General features: G+C 50.9%; 20 protein-coding genes. 15 read left to right on the top strand and 5 right to left on the bottom strand.

The window, feature by feature from the left end; translation table 11 throughout:
- Positions 1–56 precede the first annotated feature (56 nt).
- Positions 57–1286 carry an adenosine deaminase family protein gene (locus tag CWE23_RS05180; RefSeq protein ID WP_105305530.1) on the bottom strand — a complete coding sequence of 410 codons (1230 nt, stop codon included), beginning with the start codon at positions 1284–1286 and terminating at the stop codon, positions 57–59.
- Positions 1287–1342: 56 nt separating this feature from the next.
- Between CWE23_RS05180 and CWE23_RS05175 the strand changes: the two genes are divergently transcribed.
- The 15 genes from CWE23_RS05175 (at position 1343) to CWE23_RS13940 (ending at position 15907) form a co-directional block, all read left to right on the top strand.
- Positions 1343–1924 carry a thymidine kinase gene (locus CWE23_RS05175; RefSeq protein ID WP_126819686.1) on the top strand — a complete coding sequence of 194 codons (582 nt, stop codon included), beginning with the start codon at positions 1343–1345 and terminating at the stop codon, positions 1922–1924.
- Between the two features lie 85 nt (positions 1925–2009).
- Positions 2010–3044 carry a dihydroorotase gene (gene pyrC / locus CWE23_RS05170; protein WP_126819685.1) on the top strand — a complete coding sequence of 345 codons (1035 nt, stop codon included), beginning with the start codon at positions 2010–2012 and terminating at the stop codon, positions 3042–3044.
- An 87-nt stretch (positions 3045–3131) separates the two neighbouring features.
- Entirely contained in the window at positions 3132–4751 is a 1620-nt protein-coding gene (locus tag CWE23_RS05165) for a methyl-accepting chemotaxis protein (RefSeq protein ID WP_105305533.1), read from the top strand.
- A 228-nt stretch (positions 4752–4979) separates the two neighbouring features.
- Positions 4980–5843 (top strand): type IV pilus biogenesis protein PilM, encoded by an 864-nt coding sequence (locus CWE23_RS05160; RefSeq protein WP_105305534.1) that lies wholly within the window; start codon positions 4980–4982, stop codon positions 5841–5843.
- Positions 5840–6475 (top strand): PilN domain-containing protein, encoded by a 636-nt coding sequence (locus CWE23_RS05155; RefSeq protein ID WP_126819684.1) that lies wholly within the window; start codon positions 5840–5842, stop codon positions 6473–6475. The genes CWE23_RS05160 and CWE23_RS05155 overlap by 4 nt, the downstream gene beginning before the upstream one ends.
- Positions 6475–7119 carry a hypothetical protein gene (locus CWE23_RS05150; protein WP_105305536.1) on the top strand — a complete coding sequence of 215 codons (645 nt, stop codon included), beginning with the start codon at positions 6475–6477 and terminating at the stop codon, positions 7117–7119. The genes CWE23_RS05155 and CWE23_RS05150 overlap by 1 nt, the downstream gene beginning before the upstream one ends.
- Entirely contained in the window at positions 7112–7477 is a 366-nt protein-coding gene (locus CWE23_RS05145) for a hypothetical protein (RefSeq protein WP_126819683.1), read from the top strand. The genes CWE23_RS05150 and CWE23_RS05145 overlap by 8 nt, the downstream gene beginning before the upstream one ends.
- Positions 7474–9171, top strand: coding sequence for a pilus (MSHA type) biogenesis protein MshL (mshL, locus tag CWE23_RS05140; protein ID WP_126819682.1), 1698 nt, complete (start codon positions 7474–7476; stop codon positions 9169–9171). The genes CWE23_RS05145 and mshL overlap by 4 nt, the downstream gene beginning before the upstream one ends.
- 20 nt (positions 9172–9191) lie before the next feature.
- Positions 9192–10115, top strand: a complete 924-nt coding sequence (locus CWE23_RS05135) for an ExeA family protein (protein WP_126819852.1) — start codon at positions 9192–9194, stop codon at positions 10113–10115.
- Positions 10112–11188: a tetratricopeptide repeat protein gene (locus CWE23_RS05130; protein ID WP_126819681.1), complete on the top strand. Its 1077-nt coding sequence runs from the start codon at positions 10112–10114 to the stop codon at positions 11186–11188. The genes CWE23_RS05135 and CWE23_RS05130 overlap by 4 nt, the downstream gene beginning before the upstream one ends.
- Entirely contained in the window at positions 11169–12932 is a 1764-nt protein-coding gene (locus CWE23_RS05125) for a GspE/PulE family protein (RefSeq protein WP_126819680.1), read from the top strand. Before CWE23_RS05130 ends, CWE23_RS05125 begins: the two co-directional genes overlap by 20 nt.
- A gap of 1 nt (position 12933) precedes the next feature.
- The gene (locus CWE23_RS05120; RefSeq protein ID WP_126819679.1) at positions 12934–14181 is read left to right on the top strand and encodes a type II secretion system F family protein; all 1248 of its coding nucleotides are present in this window, start codon (positions 12934–12936) and stop codon (positions 14179–14181) included.
- Entirely contained in the window at positions 14181–14627 is a 447-nt protein-coding gene (locus CWE23_RS05115) for a hypothetical protein (protein ID WP_126819678.1), read from the top strand. Before CWE23_RS05120 ends, CWE23_RS05115 begins: the two co-directional genes overlap by 1 nt.
- Before the next feature lie 78 nt (positions 14628–14705).
- A complete protein-coding gene (locus CWE23_RS05110; RefSeq protein ID WP_105305543.1) occupies positions 14706–15317 on the top strand; it encodes a prepilin-type N-terminal cleavage/methylation domain-containing protein in 612 nt (203 codons plus the stop codon).
- Positions 15318–15379: 62 nt separating this feature from the next.
- A complete protein-coding gene (locus tag CWE23_RS13940) occupies positions 15380–15907 on the top strand; it encodes a prepilin-type N-terminal cleavage/methylation domain-containing protein (protein WP_126819677.1) in 528 nt (175 codons plus the stop codon).
- Positions 15908–16013: 106 nt separating this feature from the next.
- Here the strand turns inward: CWE23_RS13940 and CWE23_RS05100 are convergent, their stop codons facing one another.
- From CWE23_RS05100 to CWE23_RS05085, 4 genes are all read right to left on the bottom strand, one after another.
- The gene (locus tag CWE23_RS05100; protein WP_157982909.1) at positions 16014–20150 is read right to left on the bottom strand and encodes a DUF6701 domain-containing protein; all 4137 of its coding nucleotides are present in this window, start codon (positions 20148–20150) and stop codon (positions 16014–16016) included.
- Positions 20151–20157: 7 nt separating this feature from the next.
- Positions 20158–20577 carry a hypothetical protein gene (locus tag CWE23_RS05095; RefSeq protein ID WP_126819675.1) on the bottom strand — a complete coding sequence of 140 codons (420 nt, stop codon included), beginning with the start codon at positions 20575–20577 and terminating at the stop codon, positions 20158–20160.
- A gap of 61 nt (positions 20578–20638) precedes the next feature.
- Positions 20639–21457 carry a PilW family protein gene (locus tag CWE23_RS05090; RefSeq protein ID WP_126819674.1) on the bottom strand — a complete coding sequence of 273 codons (819 nt, stop codon included), beginning with the start codon at positions 21455–21457 and terminating at the stop codon, positions 20639–20641.
- Entirely contained in the window at positions 21457–22077 is a 621-nt protein-coding gene (locus tag CWE23_RS05085) for a type IV pilus modification PilV family protein (protein WP_126819673.1), read from the bottom strand. Before CWE23_RS05085 ends, CWE23_RS05090 begins: the two co-directional genes overlap by 1 nt.
- Between the last annotated feature and the right edge of the window lie 9 nt (positions 22078–22086).

The raw sequence follows: 22086 nt of genomic DNA, 5'->3' as shown, positions 1-22086 counted from the left end.
GCATGAAAGCTCGCCCGGCAGCAGTGACTGCCTGGCGAGCCTCGTTAAACTGACGCTTATTCCTCGGTTAATCCAAACTTCGCGACCATCTTGTCAAAGTACGCCAGATTCTGCTTCGTGTATTCACGCTTTTCGGTGTAAGCACCGGGGTAGAAGTTCTTCTTGAAGCTGTAAGCAACCAAATCCTTCAGTCGGTGCAACGGAATATCAAAGTTATCAACCGCCAACTGATATTCGTTACTGACGGTGGTGCGCGAAACCAGCCGATTATCGGTACAGATGACGGTGGCCAAACGATGATCCAGCATATGGCGGAAGTTGTGATTCTTAATGTCGCCAATGGCAGGATTGGTCTGCAGGTTTGACGTTAAGCAGACTTCGATAGCGATGCGTTGGTCAGCAATGTAGGACGCCAGCTTTTCACCATAAGCTTTAGGATCGTTAATGCTCGGATCAGAGGTCATTTCCGGTGAAAATAACGAATAGCCATGACCCAGGCGATCGGCATGACACTGAGTCAGTGCCTCAAAGATACTTTCAGCGCCATAGGCTTCACCAGCGTGCACGGTTTTCAGTAAAAAGTTTTCATGGGCGTATTCGTAAACGTCTTTGAATTTACCCGCGGGATAACCAATTTCTTGTCCAGCGATGTCCAGCCCGACAATCGGTAGCCCTTCTTCGTCGCGCATACGGACACTGGCGCGCACCAGCTCCATCGCAGCGGTGCGAATAACTTGCATGGGTTCAAAGTCACGCAGGTGCTGGAACAGTTGGGTGTAGTAAGGGGAGAACCCTTTTTTGCCAAACATCCGCATGGCACAGTTAATGATGCCGTAATTAAAGGCCGGCTTGTCACCGCTTTTTACGTCCGGCTGTTGGTTATATTCGTCTTTGGCACGCTTTAAACCGTCATTGACGACATGCATGATGGTATCAAAGGTGACGCCTTTAGAGGGATCCATCAATAACTGGGGGGCAAACCTTACCTCAATATAAGTGACGCCCTCGTTTTGGTTGTCAATGGCCAGCTCGTACGAGGCTTGCTCCAGGTTTTCCAGATCCCGCAGTACCGCACAGGTGTACTGAAACCCGTTTAAATACTCACCGAGGTTATTGTAATGCGACTTAAATACCTGTTCGAACAGGCCTTCTTCCGTGTAACTGGGCAGTTCGACGCCGGAGCGTTTCGCCATATCCACCAAGCTGCTGGCACGTAAACTACCATCCAGGTGTAAGTGCAGATCGGCTTTGGGAATGGCACGGATAAATTCGGCTGGGTATTGCATATCACAGGCTCCTCGGTAAGATTTGCTTTTTATCATGATGACATAAAAACAATAATATGGCTTCCTTGTATTTTACCTACTCGGCGATGAATGCCGGTAAAAGCACCTCGTTATTACAGGTTGCGCACAATTACGAAGAGCGCAATCAGCAGGTGTTGTTAATGACCCCGGCGATCGATGATCGCGCCGGTAGCGGCAAAATTGCGTCGCGACTTGGGATAAAACGTCAGGCAATGAGTTTTGGCAGTGATTGTAACCTGATCGATAAAGTGCTGGCTGAGCATCGGCGCACACCCATTGACTGTTTGTTGATTGACGAAGCACAGTTTTTAACCGAGCAGCAGGTTTGGCAGTTGAGCACACTGGTCGATCGTCATGACATTCCGGTCATGTGTTATGGCATCCGCACCGATGCGTTTGGTAATGCCTTCCCCGGCAGTGCCGTTTTGCTGGCCATCGCCGACAAACTGGTGGAGATGAAAACCATTTGTCATTGTGGCCGCAAAGCCACGATGTCGCTGCGCGTCGATGAAAATGGGCAAGCCGTTACCATGGGTCAGCAAATTGCTATCGGGGGAAATGATCGCTATGTGTCCTGCTGTCGCAAGCACTGGAAGGAAGCGATGGGACTGCGTTAATCGGCGTCGGGTTAGACAGGGCGCTATGCAACAGCATATAATTTCAGCCTAAGCTTTTACATTGACAACGAGATAGGCTCCCCCGATGCAGCAGTTAACCATAGCTCGACCTGACGATTGGCACCTCCATTTGCGCGATGGCGCATTACTACAAACAACGGTTCCGGCTTCCGCGCGGGTTTTCCACCGTGCGGTTGTAATGCCTAATCTGGTGCCGCCAGTGACCACGGTCGAAATGGCATTGGCTTACCGCGAGCGAATTATGGCGGCGTTGCCAGCGGAGATGACGTTTGAACCCCTAATGGCACTGTATCTGACTGCTGATACCTCGGTTGCTGAAGTGAAAAAAGCCGCAGCTGACCGCCGCATCATCGGCTTTAAACTGTATCCGTCCGGAGCAACCACTAATTCAGCGGCCGGTGTCAAATCGGTGGAAGCGCTGGCTCCGGTACTTGAAGCGATGCAGCAGCACGGGGTTCCGTTGCTGGTTCACGGGGAAGTCACCGATAAAGAGATCGACATCTTTGATCGCGAGCGCGTCTTCATCGAACGTCATCTGATACCGATCACTCAGCAGTTTCCCGGCTTAAAGCTGATACTGGAACACATCACGACCGGCGACGCCGTCGACTTTGTCAGTGAGGCCAATGAGAACGTCGCAGCAACTATGACCCCGCAGCATTTGTTGATGAATCGCAACGACTTGCTGGTTGGCGGTGTACGTCCGCATAATTATTGTCTGCCGATTTTAAAACGTCGTGAGCACCAGTTGCGACTGCAACAGGCGGCACTGTCGGGCAATCCTAAGTTTTTCCTCGGTACTGATTCCGCGCCGCATGTACAGGCGAATAAAGAAACCTCTTGTGGCTGCGCAGGCTGTTACTCGGCGCCGGCGGCGATTGAGTTATATGCCGAGTTTTTTGCTCAGCATCAGGCGCTCGACAAACTGGAAAATTTTGCTTCCGTATTTGGTGCGGCGTTTTATGGTTTTGAGAAGAATCAAGAAACCATCACCTTGTCGCAGTCGCCATGGCAAGTGGCGGCAACGCTGGATACTGCTGATGGCCCAATGGTGCCGTATTACGCCGGTAATACGCTGCAGTGGCAAGTTTCTGAATGAACGTTAAAGTTTATTGAAGAACCGCCGAGACTGGCCGATAGATAAAGTGTAACCTTTACTCAAGAACCATAACTCGGAAGATGCCGGATGAAGCTCATTCACAAACTCATCATCGCCTTTGGTGTGATCATTGTTGTTTTGGCAGGACTGATCGGCACGGTCGTCTATAGCGTTTCCAACATGGAACAAACCACGCAACGCGCTGAACATACTTTCACCGTCATCAGCGAGGCGGAGGATCTGGTTAAACACTTTCTCAATATTGAAAGTGGCCAACGGGGGTATGTCATCAGTGGTGAAGAAGCTTTTCAGCAACCCTATATTGACGGTAAAGAAGGTGTTGAACGCAACCTCAAATCATTACGTGAGTTGACCGCTGACAATCCGGAACAACAGCAATTGCTGCAACAGCTCAGCGAGGTCTACCAGCAGTGGTTGACCGAGGCGATCGACCCTCCGATTGATATTCGTACTCAATACGGACCGGGTGCTATGGGTCTGGATCAGGCCGCTTACCTTGTGAAGCAGGGGCGTGGCAAAGAAGGCATGGATCAACTCCGCGAGCTGATGGATCAGTTTATCGCGACGGAACAGCAATTGTTGGTACAGCGCTCTGCCGCGGCAGACAGTGCCGCGAAACTGGTTTATTCGGTCGTGGTGCTGGGTGGCTTGCTGGTCGCTGGGGTCGCGGTCGTGGCCGCACTCTTATTCCGACGTCAATTGGCGGGGCGCATTGAGGATGCCATGCGGGTGGCAACCACCATTGCCGATGGTAACTTACGGGCGACGATTGATGATAGCGGCCGTGATGAAGTGGCAGAGCTGTTGTCAGCGATGGCCACCATGCAGACACAACTGCGCAATATGATGGGTGAAATTAAAACCGCATCGTCGGAGCTGGATTCAGCCAGTAACTCGGTGGCCAGTACCGCCGAACAGTTATCAGCCTCGTCTAATGAACAAACGCGGGCATCAACCACGATTGCGACTTCGATTGAAGAATTGAGTACCAGCATCAACCATGTGTCAGAGAACGCCTCAGAAGCACGTGAAATATCTGAACAGTCCAGTAAAAACGCTGAACAAAGTGCCTCCGTTATGGAGCAGATGGTTGCCTCAATGAACCGCATCAGCGACGCTGTTCAGCAAGCGTCGGCACAGTTGGTTGAACTGGATAAACAGTCCGAGCAAATCAGCTCCATCGTTAACGTGATCAAATCGATTGCCGATCAAACCAATTTACTGGCACTGAATGCGGCCATTGAGGCGGCTCGTGCCGGAGAGCAAGGCCGCGGATTCTCCGTAGTCGCCGATGAGGTTCGTCATTTGGCGCAACGTACCAGCGAATCCACCGATGAAATCGAAGCCACGGTGGCAAAAATTCAGAGCGGCACTCAGGCCAGTGTTAAGCAAATGGAGCATGGTGTGCACGAGGTTGAGGAAGGCGTTGAGCTGGCTTCAATGACCGGTCAGGCGATTAATGAGATTCGCGAGAGCTTTGACCGAGTGTTGCAGGTGGTGCAGGACATCAGCGACGCATTGGGCGAGCAGAACGCCGCCAGCGATGAAGTAGCGCGTAACGTTGAGAGTTTCTCGGCAATGGCCGATCAAAACCAGGAAGCAACGGAACATACCAGCGCTACCGCACATCAATTACAGGAACTTGCCGGTAAATTGAGTCGGGCTGTAGGTCAGTTCCGTTTCTAGTCGGTTACTGAGTCTGCTAAGCGTCTGTAACGTATGGGCTATGCCGCTGTCATAGCCCTTCATTTTTTGTTGTTTTTTGTCGTTTTTTGTTCACTTGCTGAGCACATCTCTGGTATCATTTCCCGATAATAATTAGAAAAGGGTTAACGTGTGCTGATCGGAGCGTCCCGTGCGCGTTCTGGTAATTACCGGATAATATTACAACTTGGTGTAAAGCAGCTGCGACTCATGGTGTTGCGGCATACCGAAGCTGACCTGCCCGAAGTGGTTGTGAATGATTCAACCGACCTGTCCTCCTCCTCATTTGCTGACGCGCTACAACAATTTAGCGAAACCTACAGCAAGCTGGATCTAAAAAAAGCCGAAGTGACGTTAGTGCTGGGGTTAACTCGTTATCAGTCTGTGACCGTTGACCGGCCTGACGTACCGGCACAGGATATTGCTGCCAGCCTCGCTTTCCAACTGGGGGAGTTGGTCGATTTGGCACCCGAAGAGATGGTGACCGATTACTACGAACTGGCGTATCAGGCGTCCGGACAGGATAAAGTCGTGGCGGTGGTAGCAAACAAGGCGGAACTTAAGCAATGGACACACGACATTGTCGCGTGCGGCTGGGTGCCGGTTAAAATCAGCGTCAGCGAGATCGAATTAGCAACGTTGCACAGCCAGGCGGAGCGCGCGGAGTTGTGCTTATACCCATTACCCCGTGGCTATCTGGCGCAAATTTATCATCGCGGCAAACTGTGTTTTACCCGTGCGCTGAGTGGTTTACAGTCGATCCAGCACTACAGCAAAGAAGAGATTAAGCTCGGTGCGCTGGAACCTCTGGCAACCGAACTCCAACGCTCGATGGATTACTACGAAAGTCAGCTACGTCAGGCACCGGTAAAGACCATCAAGCTGGCATTGCAGCATTCGTTACTAGACGAAGTGACGCAGTCCCTGACGGAGTTGTTGGCGGTTGATGTGCAGCGCTACCATTACGAAGACTGGATGAGTGAATTGTGTGAGGGTGACTTTAGCGACCTCGATGCCTTTGCAGCCGCAAAAGTGGCCCATGAAGACTCGACGCAGGCGAAGGAGTCCTCATGAAGCAATCGATTAATTTACTGCGTGATGAACTCAAACCGATCGTACAACGGTTGTCGTTAAATCGGTTGGCATTGGTGACCCTGGTTTTGGCGGTCTGCGTGCTGGCAGCGGTGCTGTACACCAGTCAGCTTCAACAGCAAAGCCGTCAGGCGCTGGCACAGTTGGAGGAACAGTTGGCACAACAAAAACAGCGCCGCGAGCAATTACAGCAACAGTTGGAACAACGTTCACCAAGCCCTGCCCTGACAGAACAGGAACAAGCCTTAGAAGCGGCAATAGCGGCACAACAACAGCTAAATCAACAGTTGGCAGCACAGCAATCAGAGCGGCAGATAGCGCCGGATCAGTTGATGCAGGAATTGTCACAAGTCAATATTGACGGCCTCTGGCTGACGGAGTTCAGCATTACGCCTGATGGGGTCTCGTTATCCGGCAAAATGATTCGGGCTAATTTACTCCCGCGCTGGATGCAACGGTTCCAGTCAATGCCGCTGCTGTCACAAAGCCATTTTGCGGTCGTCGATCTGGATCGCAACGAGCAGCAACAACAAACCTTTTCTTTAAATAATCAGCAAAGCCCGTCGAACGGTGATACGGTGAGTTATGGTGCGCCGGCTACGGGGACAAAGTAATGGATAAGCTATTGCAACGCTGGCATCAATGGGCGGAACAATTCGGCGAGCTACCTCGCGAGCGACGTGTGCTCATCGGGGTGGCCGTCTGGTTACTGGTTACCTTGCCGTTGTTAAGCTACCAGCTGTTGCCATTGCAAGCACAACATCAACGCAACCAGCAACAGTTGAGCAATGTTGAGCAACAGCTGGCGCAGCAACAGCAGTCAATCGATGTGTTGCAGCAGCAATTACAAGAAGACATTAATCAGCCACTGCGGCAACAAATTTCGCGCAAAGAGTCGCGTTTGATGTCATTGAAGGACGTGTCTGATGCGTACACCTTGCTGAATAAATCTGAGCGTCAACGGTTTTTGGAGAGCAGCTTACAGTACCCGGATGCGCTTCAGTTGGTGACGTTGGCATCGCAATCGCCACAGCCGATTGAAGCAGAAGATGGCACGGTGAGTCTGTATCGGCACCAGATTAATGCCACGTATCGGGGAAATTACACCGAACTGCGGTTGTTTTTTCAGCAGTTGCGTGAGTTGCATCCGGAAGTACAATGGCACCGTTTCCATTATCAGGTACTCGATTATCCGCAGGCAGAAGTCGATATCGTTTGGCAACTGTTAAGCGTTGATAAGGAGATCATTGGTGGCTAGAGGCAACAAACTGTACATCCCTTTGACACTAACGTTGATGCTGTCGACACTCAGCACCACCGCTGTTGCGACTGAAGATCCCACCCGTCCTTATGGTTGGCAACCGCAGGTTACGGCAACGGCCGGCGGTAAACCGCAGAAAGGGCTCGAACTGGACCAAATTATTGTGTTCGGCGAGCGCCGTTATGCCATCATCAATGGTCAACGCTATCAGCATCATGATGAAATCCGCGGGTTCAGAATTGTTGCGATTGAGAATCAGCGGGTGCGCTTGCAAAATGGTCAACAAGAAGTTGAGCTGACGATGTACAGCCGCGGTATTAAGCGTCGTAGTGGTCAGCAAGGAGAAATTGAATGAGAGTTGGATGTTTTATCATCAGTATCACCTTGTTGAGCTCAATGGCAGGCTGCGCTTATCAGCCGAACCAAGCGCCTCAGCAAGCCTACGAGGCGTTGGAACAGACGTCAACGGCTAAGCCGAACCCGCAGCCGAGCAATGACGATATTCCTGAGGCGGTTGCCGCCTACTTAGCACAACCGATCCAGGTCAGTCCGTCCGACACCAATAATCTGGTGGAAGAACAACGCTTTGTGTTGCAAGCGAAAGCCATGGATGCACGCGAGTTCTTTTACAGCCTGACGGTGGATACCCCGTATAACATCATCGTTCACCCCGATGTGGAGGGGGAAATCTCACTGGACTTAAAAGACGTCACTATTGATGAAACGCTTGCTGTGATCGAAGACACTTACGGTTATGAGATTAAGCAAACCGGCCGAATGGTCCAGGTGTTTCCAAGTGGGGTGCGCACCAAAACCTTTTCGCTGGATTATTTGTCCTTAAAACGGTTCGGTATGTCGCAAACGCAGATTACCAGTGGCGGGGTTAGCCAGAACGCGAATAACGGCAACCAAAACAACAGCAGCGGCAGCTTTAATAATTCCAACAGTGATTTTAATAATCCAGGGCTGTTGGGCGGAGGCTCCGGCAACAGCAATAGCTCAAACCAGCGGATGCAGGGCGGCAACGGAGCCAGTGTCAGTTCGCAGTCCGAAACGGATATCTGGGGCGAGCTCGAAGACATGATCAGCAAAGTGGCCGGCAACGGCAGTTCTGTGGTGATGTCACCGCAGGCTGGCATTGTTAGTGTTACCGCACAGCCGTCTAAGCTACGTGCAGTGGGTGAGTTTCTGGCCACGCTGCAAACGCGCCTGCAGCGACAGGTCATTCTTGAAGCCCGGATTGTTGAAGTGACACTGGCCGATGGGTTTGAGCAAGGCATACAGTGGAGCAAGCTGGATGAATTTGCCGATGGTTTGGGGTCGGGGTTCGATGTGAACTTTAATGGCTCAACCCCAGCAGACCTTGCCAGCGCCACGTCCAATGGCTTATTCGGGTTGCGCTTTAGCGACAATAATTTTTCCAGCTTCTTACAGCTGCTACAAACCCAGGGCTCCGTGCAGGTGCTGTCGAACCCTCGCGTCAGTGCATCGAATAACCAAAAAGCGGTCATTAAAATTGGTGAAGACGAGTATTACGTTACTGACGTTCAGTCGCAGACCAACACCACGGGCCTTAATGATGCGTTAACCAGCTCGGACATTGAACTGACACCATTTTTCTCCGGTATTTCGTTGGATGTGACGCCGCAAATCAGTGATGACGATGTGGTCACCCTGCATGTTCACCCGTCCGTGGTAGAAACTGCGGAGCAGGAAAAAGTCATCGAAATAGGCGATGAAACACTGCGCTTGCCGCTGGCACGCAGTAATATTCGTGAGAGCGACACCATTGTCCGCGCTCGCAACGGCGAAATTGTGGTACTGGGCGGTTTAATGCAAACCACCACCACCGAAGACATCGAGCAAGTACCGTTACTGGGAGACTTGCCGTTATTGGGTAACTTGTTTAAAAACCGTGCCAATCGGGTCGAGAAAAAAGAGTTGGTCATTCTGATCAAACCAACGGTCATTGGCGCGGATACGTGGCAACAGGAACTGGAACGTTCACGGGAACTCTTGAAAACATGGTTTCCTGATTTAACGGATTAATGAAAGCGGGTGTCGTCGGGATGTATTTGTATCACTATGGTCTGCAGCAGCTACCGTTCACAATAACGCCGAATACGCAGTTTTATTGTGATCTTAAAAGCCATCATCAGGCGGCTAAGGTGGTGCTGACGGCGCTGAAAACCGGCGAGGGTTTTATTAAAGTAACCGGTGAGGTCGGCACCGGGAAAACCTTGCTGTGTCGGCGGCTGCTTGAGGACATACCTGACTTTTTTAAAACCGCTTACGTGCCTGACTCCTACCTCAGCCCGGAAGAGCTGCGGCGAGCTATCGCGCAAGAGCTGGAAGTGGATACCCAGGCTATTGGCGGCGAGCATCAGTTAGCGCGCGCACTGCAACAACGCCTTCTGGAGATTAATCAACATGGTCAGTCGGTGGTGCTGATCATTGATGAGGCACAGGCGTTGCCGGAAGAGAGCCTCGAAGCGGTGCGGCTGCTTTCTAACCTGGAAACACAATCCCGCAAACTGCTGCACATCGTGCTGGTTGGGCAGCCTGAGTTAGACGATCGACTGCAACAGCATCGGTTTCGACAGTTGCGCCAACGCATCAGCTTCTCCTACCAATTAACGGCAATGAACGCTGATGAAACCAGCGAATATATTGGCCACCGCATGCGCATTGCCGGCTATAGCGGAGCGCCCATTTTTTCAGCCAAAGTGGTGGCTTCCATTTATGAATGCAGCAGAGGGATACCGCGGTTGGTTAACATGTTGTGCCATAAAATGTTGCTGCTGGCGTTTGGCGAAGGCCGCCATCAACTCACGCTGAATGATGTCAAACTGGCCGCTGCCGATACCGACGATGTCATCTACCGCAGTCGCCGTTATCGCCTGTTCTTGTGGACTCTACTTTTTAGCGTTGGGCTAGTGGTCGCGTTAGGAGCGCTGTTTGTCGACTATCTGCCGTGGGAGTTACTGGGTTGAGTATTATCAATAAAGTATTGAATGACCTGGATAAGCGCAACCAGCACAATGGCTCGGGCGGTGGACATGGCTCAGCCGTTGCGCCGCCGAGCAGAAGCGGCAGCCGGCTGCTGTGGCTGTTGCTGGTCGTTGTGATGGTGACGGTCGTTGCTGTGGGCTATTACGTCTGGAATAACGCCTCCGTTTCGTCAACGTCTCAGGCTACTGAACCGGTTCAGCAACGACCATCGCAACAGCCACAGTCCGAGCGATCAGAGCCGGTGAAGGCAGCAGCGTCCAAACCGGATACCGGGAGTGATAAACGCGTTGCTGAAGTGGCGGAAGAGAATGAAGCCGCGCCGTCGCGAGTTGCTGAGCTTGAATTACCCGAGCCTATCGCGGTTGAGCCAACCCTAAATGAGCAGCAACAATCAGACGACACGGCAAGCGAAAGTGAGCAACGCGCTAGCACTGGCAGCTTTAGCAAGCAAAGCGTACAGCTCACTGCCGCAGAAGTTGCCGAACGCCAGCGACAAAAAGCCGAGCAGGCACAAAAACAAGGGCTATTCACGGATGCTGCCAGCCACTACGAAGCAGCCCTGAATGCCCAGCCACAATGGCATGATGTGCGCAAAGAGTGGGCCGCGCTGGAATATGGCCGAGGGCAGACCACCCAAGCCCTTGCGATTTTGCGCGAAGGGCTGCAGCAGTTCCCGCAGGCGCATTCACTGCGACTGTTGGCGGCATCTATGCTGGAAAAACAAGCCCAGCCGCAGTTGGCTCTGCAGTTACTGGTACAGCATCAGCCTGCGGCGACGGAGCTACCCCAGTATTACCAGCTACAAGCCGAACTGGCGCAACAACTTGATGATAATGACGCAATGCAGCAAAGCTACCGCGCACTGGTTAACGCTCAACCGGATAATGGTCGTTGGCGACTGGGGTTGGCGCTGGCACTGCGCGAACAGCACCCACAGCAGGCATTGGCTGAATTTGAGCAGGCGGCCGCGCGGATCGAGCACACCCCGACGCTGAATTTTATTGCCGAACAGATCAAACGACTCAGGAGCCAGCATGCAACGTCCACGCCTTAAAATGCGCTTGGGTGACTTGCTGGTTCACGAGCAAGTCATTTCTGAGAAGCAACTGGATTCGGCACTGAAAGAGCAAAAGCAGTCCGGCCGTAAGCTTGGCGCAACGCTGATTGAACTTGGCTTTATCAGTGAGCAACAGTTAACGGAATTCCTTGCGCAGCAGTTGAAAATTCCGACGGTGTCGTTAAGCGATCAGAAGATCCCACAGCAGGTCGTTGAGTTGTTGCCTGAGGTACAGGCACGCCGCCACCGGGCGCTGGTTTACGAGGCTGATAACGGTCACGCCAAAGTGGCGATGAGCGATCCAGCGGATTTGGCCGCCATCGACCAGGTGAATCAACAACTGGCACCGCGAGAAGTGGATATTGCGGTAGTCGCAGAAACCGACCTGTTGCAGGCGTTTGACAGTCTCTACCGGCGCACTAAAGATATTGAAACCTTCGCCAGCCAGTTGCAGGACGAATACGAGGACACGGCTGAGTTTGAACTGGGCGCCCTGAGCCTCGACGAGGAAGGAGAGGATGCGACCGTCGCCAAGCTGCTGCAGTCCATCTTTGAAGATGCGGTGCAAGTGCGGGCCTCGGACATTCATATCGAACCCGACGAGAATATGCTGCGGATCCGTCAGCGGGTCGACGGAGTACTGCAGGAAAACATTCTTGATGAGACCAATATCGCCAGTGCTTTGGTGTTGCGCTTAAAGCTGATGTCAGGCATGGATATCTCAGAGCGCCGATTACCTCAGGACGGCCGTTTCAACATCAAGATCAAAAAGAAGAATATCGATGTGCGGGTATCGACAATGCCCGTTCAGTACGGTGAGTCCTGCGTTATGCGTCTGCTGGACCAAACCAGTGGCATTCTCTCGCTGGATCAGACCGGCATGCCGGAACCGCTGCTGAAGCGTGTTCGTGCGCTCATCAACCGGCCCCATGGCATGTTGCTGGTAACCGGACCAACCGGCTCGGGTAAAACCACCACTCTTTACGGCGCATTAAGTGAACTTAACACCGAAAGTAAAAAGGTCATCACCGTTGAAGACCCGGTCGAGTATCGGTTGCCGCGGATTTCTCAGGTGCAGACCAGCAGTAAAATCGGTCTCGACTTTGCCCGGGTACTACGAACCACGCTGCGTCAGGACCCCGATATCATCATGGTGGGTGAGATGCGTGACCATGAAACCGTGGAAATCGGCTTACGTGGTGCGATTACCGGTCACTTGGTGTTGTCGACCTTGCACACCAACGATGCCATTACCAGTGCTATGCGCTTGATTGACATGGGCGCGCCTTCCTATCTGGTTGCTGCCGCATTGCGTGGCATTATTGCGCAGCGACTGGTACGGCGTGTGTGCGAACGCTGCGCTACGGATACGCCATTAGAGCCAGAACAGGAGTCGCTACTAGAACACCTCGAAAAGGGCAGCTCCGGGCATAGCTACAAAAAAGGTAGGGGCTGTCAGCATTGCAACCATACCGGCTACAAAGGCCGGATAGGTGTGTTTGAACTACTGGAAATGAACCGGGCAATGATGGATGCCCTGCGCATGAACGATACCCAGCGCTTTGCGGAAGCGGCCAATGAGTCCACTGGCTTTCGCTCGATGGCCTTGGTGGCGCTGGATTACGCAAAGCAAGGCATTACCAGTGTCGAAGAAGCGCTGTTCCTGGCTGAGAGTGTTGAGGACAACATTACCCCGGCGACGGTGGATACCGATGCCGACGTAGAGCAGGCGGAGCGTTAACATGAAGTTTCGCTATCAAGCTCGTGACAAACAAGGCAAGTTGCAAAGGGGCAGCATTGAGGCGGCTGACTCACGGGCCGCCGCCAAAGCCATTATGTCGCGCGGTTTGGTCCCGGTACAGGTCGAGGCCAATACGGCTTCCGGAGCCGCTGCGCCGAAAAGCAGTGGTAATGATTGGTTGCAGGTGTTAAAGGATGCGCTAGAGCCCAGTGTTGAGCTTGAACAACTGATTATCTTCTGCCGGCAGATGTATTCGTTAACTAACGCCGGTATCCCGATTTTGCGGGCGATAGACGGACTTGCCGACAGCACCCACAACAAACGCATGAAAAAAGCGTTGAAAGACGTTCATAGTCAGTTGGAGCGCGGACGCACCTTATCCGCCGGCCTGTCGCAGCATAAAAAAGTGTTCCCTAAACTGGTGATTGCGATTGTCCATGTGGGTGAAAACACCGGTCAATTAGAAGAATCGTTTGAGCAGTTAGCGCTGTATCTGGAAAAAGAACAGGATACGCGTAAACGCATTAAAGCGGCGACCCGCTACCCAAGCTTTGTACTGATTGCGCTGGTTGTGGCGATGTTCGTACTGAATATTTTCGTCATCCCGACCTTTGCCGATATGTTTAGCCGCTTCAACGTCGAGTTGCCTTGGGCAACACGGGCGTTGTTAGGTACCTCCAGCGTTTTTGTCAATTACTGGCCGTTGATGCTGATGGCAATACTGGGCGGCGTTATCGGCATCCGCTACTACGTCAGTCAGCCCTCCGGACGCCTGTTTTGGGACAGTTTAAAACTTAAGGTGCCGGTGATAGGTAGCATTTTAGAACGTTCAATGCTGGCGCGGTTTTCACGATCGTTTTCGGTGATGCTGGGGGCGGGAGTGCCACTGACCCAAGCCTTGTCGCTGGTAGCCGAGGCAGTGGACAACGCCTGGATGGAAAAGAAAATCATCGACATTCGCCGCTCCATCGAACGGGGCGACAATTTGTCGCGTGCGGCCAGGCAGTCAAGCCTGTTTACACCGCTAGTGATGCAAATGATCGTGGTAGGGGAAGAAACCGGACGCATCGATACGCTATTAAAAGAGGTGGCCGAGTATTATGAGCGTGAAACCGATTACGACCTGAAAACCCTGACGGCCCGCATCGAGCCCGCCATGATAGCGGTGGTCGCTGTCATGGTACTGATTCTGGCGCTGGGTATTTTTACCCCAATGTGGGACATGATGAGTGCTTACCAGGGGGGCTGATGAGCGCCGAAGAAAAGTCACGCTCACGGTTATTGCGCTGGTTGCAGAACCTGGTGGTGATTACGGTGATGGCGCTGCTGGTGATGAAGTTGCTCGAGGTGGGTATATTTAACGACCGCTGGGGCTGGCAGGCTGCTGAACGCGAGGTCGTGCAAAAGCGCTTTAATGAAAACGCGATGCTGGCGCGGACCGAATGGCTGCGGCAGGGAAAGCCTCCGCAAATAACGTTGCAAACGCAACGAGAGGACTTTCAGGTACGCATGAATCGGCAGGGATGGCCCGGCATTGACAATGGCTGTCTACGGTTATGGCAAATGTTAGCCGGCGGACGTTTGCATCCGCGTGTCGAACTGCAGTCGCAGCAATGTTGGTTTTGGGTAGCTACGACAGACGCTGAAGCGACATTGCGGCTTGTTTATGACGCCCGCACAGGGCAGTTGAAATGATGACAGTTTGACCGTAAAGACTATGAAACGTAAACATTACGTTATAGAATATTCTTACATTTTTTAAGGAAATAACTGATGGTTTCGGCAAAGCAACAATCAGGTTTTACCATTATCGAGTTGATCATTGTGGTGGTCATACTAGGGCTGCTTGCTGCCTCGGCCTTGCCGCGCTTTACCGACGTAACCGCCGATGCTGAAGACTCAGCGATCGAAGGGGTAGCCGGTGGCTTTGCCAGTGCGGTTGGTATCGCCCGTGGTGAATGGGAACTGCGAGGCCGCCCGCGCGGCAATGACAGCAATGGTGCCGGCGCACAGGTCGAACTGGACTCGTTGCCGATTTATGTTGATGGCAACACCGGTTACCCGGTTACCGCACGAGGCGATGACAGCATTCACGATGCCAATTTAACCGGCGCCGATTGCGTGAGCCTGATGCAGGGCATACTGCAAGGCTCACCCACCGTCACCGACGACTATAATGGCTTAGGCGAAAATCGCTATTTCACCTACGCCACCCCGAATCCAGAACCCAGTATGGATAATCAGTTGTGTGTTTACTATCTGGCGAACACCATCAAAAACTTGGCCGCAGAACCGGCAGGTGAGGACTATCGCACCACCGGCAATGCCTTTGTGTACAACCCCAGAAATGGTGGTGTCACCGTGTTCAGTAATAACGATAACTGATAGCGTGGCCCGCGTTTAACGACTTATTTTTTAACTTAGTAAAACAAAGAGAGAGTACTATCATGCGCAATCAAAAAGGTTTCACACTGATCGAACTGATCATCGTGATCGTGGTATTAGGGATTTTGGCGGTTACGGCTGCGCCTCAGTTTATTAATTTTTCGAGTGATGCTCGGACGAGCACAGTTAACGGTCTACTTGGCAGTGCTAAAGCGGCTTCTGAGATGGTTCACGGAAAGGCTCTTATCAATTCTAATGATGCCTCAGTTAGTATAGGTAACGGTAACTCTGTCGATGTTACGAATGGATACCCAGCAGCAACTGAAGCTGGAATTTTTGCAGCCTTAGACGTTGAAGGAGACTGGGACAACGTCGTAGCTTCAGGTTGGTCTGGAAATACTAATGTGTCAGATGATGATTTAGTTATTTTCCCCACAGACTTAGATGTGACAGCAGACGGAAGTACGGATGCTGAATGCTATGTCGTCTATCGTGCTGCCGTAGCTGACGATGGTTCTGATGATACAGCAGGGACAGAGGATGATTTCATAGCGAAGCCTGTAATAACCGCAGTAACTAATGGTTGTTAATCACTTACTGAAAATCTTCACCCTAGTATCACTCTAGGATAACGAACAAAAAACCCGGCGGGCGCCGGGTTTTTTATGGTAAGCAGTGTATGCGAGATAAGAACACTCACCACCTTTCCAACCAATAAATCACCCGATCATTCCCCCGGTATAAACCAAAGTTAGCGGTTGCGCGAGGATCGTTATCGCTACAAACTGCATTACCACTATCAAGCGAGTTTGGTAATTCTCCCCAATCAAAGGTTAGGTAGTCTTCTGTAGCAAAACAAAGATCATAAAGACCTTCGCTAGCCGGCGCTGCAAGGAAAAAACTATCTGCTGGCAGTTGGCCATCCTCTAAAATTGCCGTGCCGCTGGTGATGTTTTCATCGTTGGTGACATCAAAGGCGGAGGTTAACACCGCGCTGCTATCATGACTCACTTCAAAGCAATCGTCGTCGGTGTTGGTGATAAATCTGCCGTTTTCTGAGTAGTATTGGTTTGTGAGTACAATACTGAGATCGGTATTTGCGGGGCCAAATAAATTAGCCAAAACGGTGCGGCCATAGCGCAAGTCAAGGGTGTCACTCAAAGGCACTGCAGAGCCGTTTATGGTTTTGTCTACAGCGTTAAAGTCGCGATCGTGAGGTTCACTGTCCGCGGCTATCATTAATCCAACGGTCAATTCATCATAGGGGCCATCGGGTGTATCATCTAAGCGTCGCTCGAACACTCCATTGTCGCTTGAATATATTAGCTCGCCGTCGACCCATACGACTGTACCTGATGAACTCCAACGCGACGATAAATCGGTATAGTTGGTGCCGCTTTGAGGCATTGAATATGCACCTTCTAGGACTTCTGCTACCGGGTAATTTCGTGTCTCGTTATCGTAATTTTTCGTCGTGACATTGTCGGCGTTGCGCGCTGCAACGGTATAGTTTAACTCGATGTTTGACTGCCCCATGTAGCTAAAATTGGTGCAAGTATTCGAGAGAGAACTACTGGTCAGTTTGAAATGATCCGGATAAAAACGACCTACATTAATGGCTGCGCGATTGAGCGTAGCGTTGTTGATATCGCCCGCGCCTAGATAATCGTTGGTTAGATTCCCGTCTGATAGGCTTGGTTGTAACAGTATATTGCCCACCTCAGGCCAGCTTACCGATTCCCATGTTTTTTCTGCTCCGTAGTCTGTTTCAGCCCCTTTACTGAGAGAGTTTTCACCCACGCCTTGGGTCGGAAAAACGACACTGGTTAGATTGAAATCAAGCGTGTAAGGTGTCGTTTCGTTACCGAAATTATCTGTTAGTTCACCGCTCTCTGTAAGGCTCTGCACGGTTACTTCAAAAGCTTCGGCGGCCGCGGTAAAGCCGTCTGCGTTGCCTGGTGCTAACTGGCCTTGTTTGTTGCTGGCGGTAAGACGCAACTCAAACGGTTTAACGACAAAGTTATTGATGCTGGTACCCGAAAGGATGAATGAAGGATTGGGCGACTGACCGACAACTTCGACAGCAGCGTGCAGACGCAATTGTCCAACATCGGGATATTGATTATCTAAAGTTGCTTCGCCATTAGTGTCAAAGTTAACCTGCAACGTTGTTACGATATTTTCCTTATTTGCTGGGACACTCCCTAAATTAAATGGCTCAAGGGTTTGTGAGTCCAAAGATGAGGAAACTGTATAGGCATTACCAGCAAAGCTGGTCGGATTGATTGCCTCTATGCCCATTTTTACGGTTTGTTGGCCTGATATTGCAGCCTGACAAGCGCCTGTTGTGGTATTTGTCTCCACCGCGCGAAGCATGGTTGAGAAGTTACTCCCGGCTGATTGGCCTGCGATGTCGCTGATGCCATCGGTTGCGGTAATAATCAATCCGGCCGTTTTAAATTCAATTTCACAGTTGCTATTTTGAGTACCGCTGGAATAACACACAAAAGGATTGGTCGCACTCACAGAAGGATTGGCTATTGATATGGAGGTGGTACCGCCACTTACCCAGCTTAGATTTGCAGAGGCTTGGCCTTCAACGAGACTAATATTTTCGCTATTCCCGCTCCCCCACGAGCTACCCAACGCGGATGAGTTCAGTGTAATGCTGGTTTCTGCTTCGGTGACTATGCCACAAACTGGGTTGTCGGGCTGATTACTGCAGGCGAAAACATCAACATTTGCGGCGAGACAACTGACCGTGGATGATGGAAAAGACAGTCGGTAGTGGTTTATGCTCGTAGGTTCATCATCCAATATGGCGGGATCGCATCCTTGGGCTTCCAGGCTGTCGCGCTGATCTTGTTCGGAATAGGTAATCTCGGTGTTACTTCCGAAACTCACAGTGCCCTGAGTCAACGCGCTACCCTTATAATTGGTGTTTTGTCCGAATTCAATATCAACCGTTTCGTATGGGCTGTATATACTGCCGTTAAAGGTAAACTCTGGACAATTATTAGCGCTGTTGCAGTAGTTTCCAATAATAAAATCTGCATTATCGTAGAGGTAAACGATTAAATCACGCGTTCTTCCGCTATTGTTAAATGAGATATCGTTGCCGCCGTTAACACCATCACGAATGTATATTTTTACTTGACCTTCAGGAGCAATATTAACGCTTGAATTATTACCTAAATTTAATTCGCCGATATAATAAGTGCCTGGAGCAAGCGTTGCCGAGTTATTTTGCGTGCTGAACCGAAGTTCCTCGATAAAGTAGGTGCCGCCGGCAAACGTTGTTTGTCCGTTATTACCGGAAATTCTTACTACGTCGTATGTGCCAGCGGACACATTTGTACCATTGGTAACGTCACTGCCGCCTGAGAACGTCGGGAAAGTTGACGGATCAAGTGGGGGATAGGGTAAGTCGACGGTATCGATGGTGCCTTGTGGTGTAGGCGTGTTTCCATCTTCGTCGTCGATGTCGTTGTTATTAATGACTGAACCAGAGCCTGCCGTAAAACGGCTAGAGCCGACGATACCGTATTGTGAGAGTTCGGCAAGTTGCTGGCAACTGAGTGTGTAATCTGTGTTGCCACCGTTATCGTCACCGGGGTCCGCAGGTCCAGAACCCGTTTGACACTCGAAGGCGTCGTTTGGGTCTACGCTACTGTTGGAGTCATCGCAATAACGACCGCCAGCCACAGCATTTTCGTCACCGCTGTCGTTAATGATGGTTGGCGCCGTGGCATCACCTCCGATAGACCCACCCCAGCCAATATCAATGAGGGTATCAGCAAACGCATTTTCTGTGATATAGGCATTAGAATCTTGCATTTCAATACTGTCTGCCGATGCCGAACCGTCAATTCCTGAACCGCTACCGATTACGATGTCACCATTGGCAACGACGGTTCCGTCAATCTCGGAATTGCTGGCGCGTATCACGATATTGCTTGCATTAACATCGCCGTTAACCTGACTGCCACTGGCTAAATCGAAATCACCGTTTGCGCTAATGTTCCCGTTAATAATTACCGGACTATCTGTTGTTATGTTGTTCCCCGATATAGTTCCAGTGACACTGTTGCCACTGCCAATATAAATATCACCGTTTGAGCTAACACTGCCGGAGAATGTGGAGTTGCTGGGGGCTAACTGAACGAAGTTGGAGCCGCTAATCGAACCGGCAACATTGCTTGCTGAACCAATGGTTATGCCTCCTGCCTGAATACTGCCACCAATGTCAGTTGCCGAATCGGTCCAGAGAGAGTTGGCTGAAATGTCACCTGCTACGGTCGTTTGATACGCAAGAGTGATATTATCACCGCTTAGGCTCCCACTAATCGCCGTCGAGCTTCCGGTGATGATATCGCCACCCGATAAGTTTCCACCAATGGTAGTTCCGAAGCCTCCGGTAAAACTATTAGTTACTGTAACGTCAGCTTGATAGTTATTGTTGCTGCCGTTGGACGCATTGATGGTGCCGGCCGAGATGTTGCCTGCAATCGTGTTGTTATTGGCAAAGGTAATTGTGCCGCTAACGTTAAGAGCCCCATCGGTAAAAAAACCAGAATTAGTGCTGAGATTACCATTATCAACATTGATGGTGATACCACCACTAATGTTGGCATTTTGCAAATCTGCATTACCGGTTACGTTAATGATTGTCGCTTTAGTAGCACTAATGGTGTCGCCCCATTGTAGCGTGAGGCCATTGGGGCACTCGACTGGGCCATTACCCTGTTGGTCACACCCAGAAGGAACATTGTTTTTCTGAGTGCCGTAGTCGGCCGCAATAACGGGTAAGGTCATTAATACTAAGCTGGTCAATAGCGATCTACAGCACCGCATCACTGGCCTCCAATAGAAGAACGCGAGTATAGTTTTCACCACCTATCTCGCAACTGCCAATGGATTCAACCCGTACATGGATGCTACCGGTTGGCGTAGTCACATGGTCGCAATGAACATAAGCCTGACACGAGGATAAACCGCCTTCGTTGATAAAAGGAATTTCGGTAGGCTCATCTCGCTCGCTAGGCGCTTGGTTCTCCTCACGGGGTGTACAATCACCCAACGTAATGCTATCCGGGCTCTCTAACAGCCTGTTTGCAAGAAATATTTCGGCGCCGCTGCGTGCTGCGAACAATGCACGAGCGCCATAAACCTCACTGACGGTTGCTTTCGATGTATTATTTAGCATGGTAATAACAGCGCTACCGACTAAACTCAGCACAACAATGATAAATACTGCCATCGCTAATGCTGCACCGCGTTGGCTGCGAGGCACAGCTTTTATTGACTGTTCTGAACTTAATTTATGGCACATTCGGGACATGAACCTCGTAAAGCAAACGTAATGGTTCTGGGGCATCATCTCGCTCAAATACAAAATCAATCAAAACCAAATTGTTTTGGCTGAGTGTGATGTTATCGACCTCAAAAACAGGTTCTGAGTTGTCGTTACGCAGTTGCTCTGCCATCAATTCTCCGTTGGCAACGACGCTGGGAGCGGGGGGAGCCACATTAAAATCAGTTGACTGATACCGCCTAATTTGCCCGTTGTCAGGCAGATAACACCAACTTACCGGGGGGCTGACTTCGTAGTAACGTCTTGATGGGCCGATAAGGTTGAACTCAATAGGGTCGCTCTCACTGTCACTTAAGGTAAAGTCGATCGTATGACTACCTGCATCTCTTTGTCGGGCATCAATTCGATACCGTTGGCCTGAGGTTCCGTAAATTGCATTTAACTTCGTGTTGTAGATAACAAGATAACGAGCCGGTACTGGCTGTGTTTTCCTTTGTAGTGGCGCCATCGCTGTTACCGTATTGCCCGGGTTTGCTGAAGTGGGGGCGTCAATATATTCACCACTGGTTAAGATTGGTGTGTATTCTATGCAGTGTTGTCCATCATAAACCCTCACACTTAACGGCAATGCATTGCGCAGCTCACGTGACAAACGCTCGAGAGCGAAGCGTGACTGTGATACCAATTGTGACCTCGCACTTGCATCACGGAAAACGTCAGCTCCAAGTCCAATGAAACGGAAGGAGAACGTGCCGACAATGGCAAGCAGAATAATAGCGATGACCAGCTCCACCAACGTAAAGCCTTTACAAGTCAAACGCAGCATCAGTAATCACCCCGAATGGCAGTAAAAACGAAATCTTGATTGTTGGGTGCTGTTATCGTGACATCAATTCGCTTGTAGCGTTGAATTGATGTTTGTTGCTCGCCTTTATCATTGGAGTAGACTACTGAAATCTCGAAACTAAAACCAGCGAATCGCTCGTCTAAACCGCCTTGTAATAAGACATCGTCGATGTCATCGCCGCTATCGCTACTTAATCCGTGAAAGTCATCGACGTCATCGTAGTCACTTCGGCTCTGCTCCTCACTTGATAATGAGCCTGGCTCAGTGCACGACACGGGTGTGGTGTCATTGCAACGTACATAGCCGCCACTCATATCACTGTTGTCATCAAATGCTTTTCCCATGATTTCATTCATAAACATCTGCCCTAGCGCTGATGCTCGGGCCTGCAACAAGGGTTCTGCACTGCGTGGCGCTTGTGGGAACAATAATGTGGATAGCAGCACGAGCGCAATACTCAGCGTGACTATGCCGACAATGATTTCAATAAGCGTGAACCCGCGTTGCTGCATGACTATCTCGAAGTAGCTATTTGTACAGAGTTTAACTGTTTTTTTTTCGGCTGTTGATATATTGTTCAGGGATAACGAGGTTAACATGTTCACGAT

The sequence above is a fragment of the Idiomarina aquatica genome (assembly GCF_003987185.1).
Lineage (GTDB): Bacteria > Pseudomonadota > Gammaproteobacteria > Enterobacterales > Alteromonadaceae > Idiomarina > Idiomarina aquatica.
This window is presented reverse-complemented; position numbering and strand designations above follow the sequence as displayed.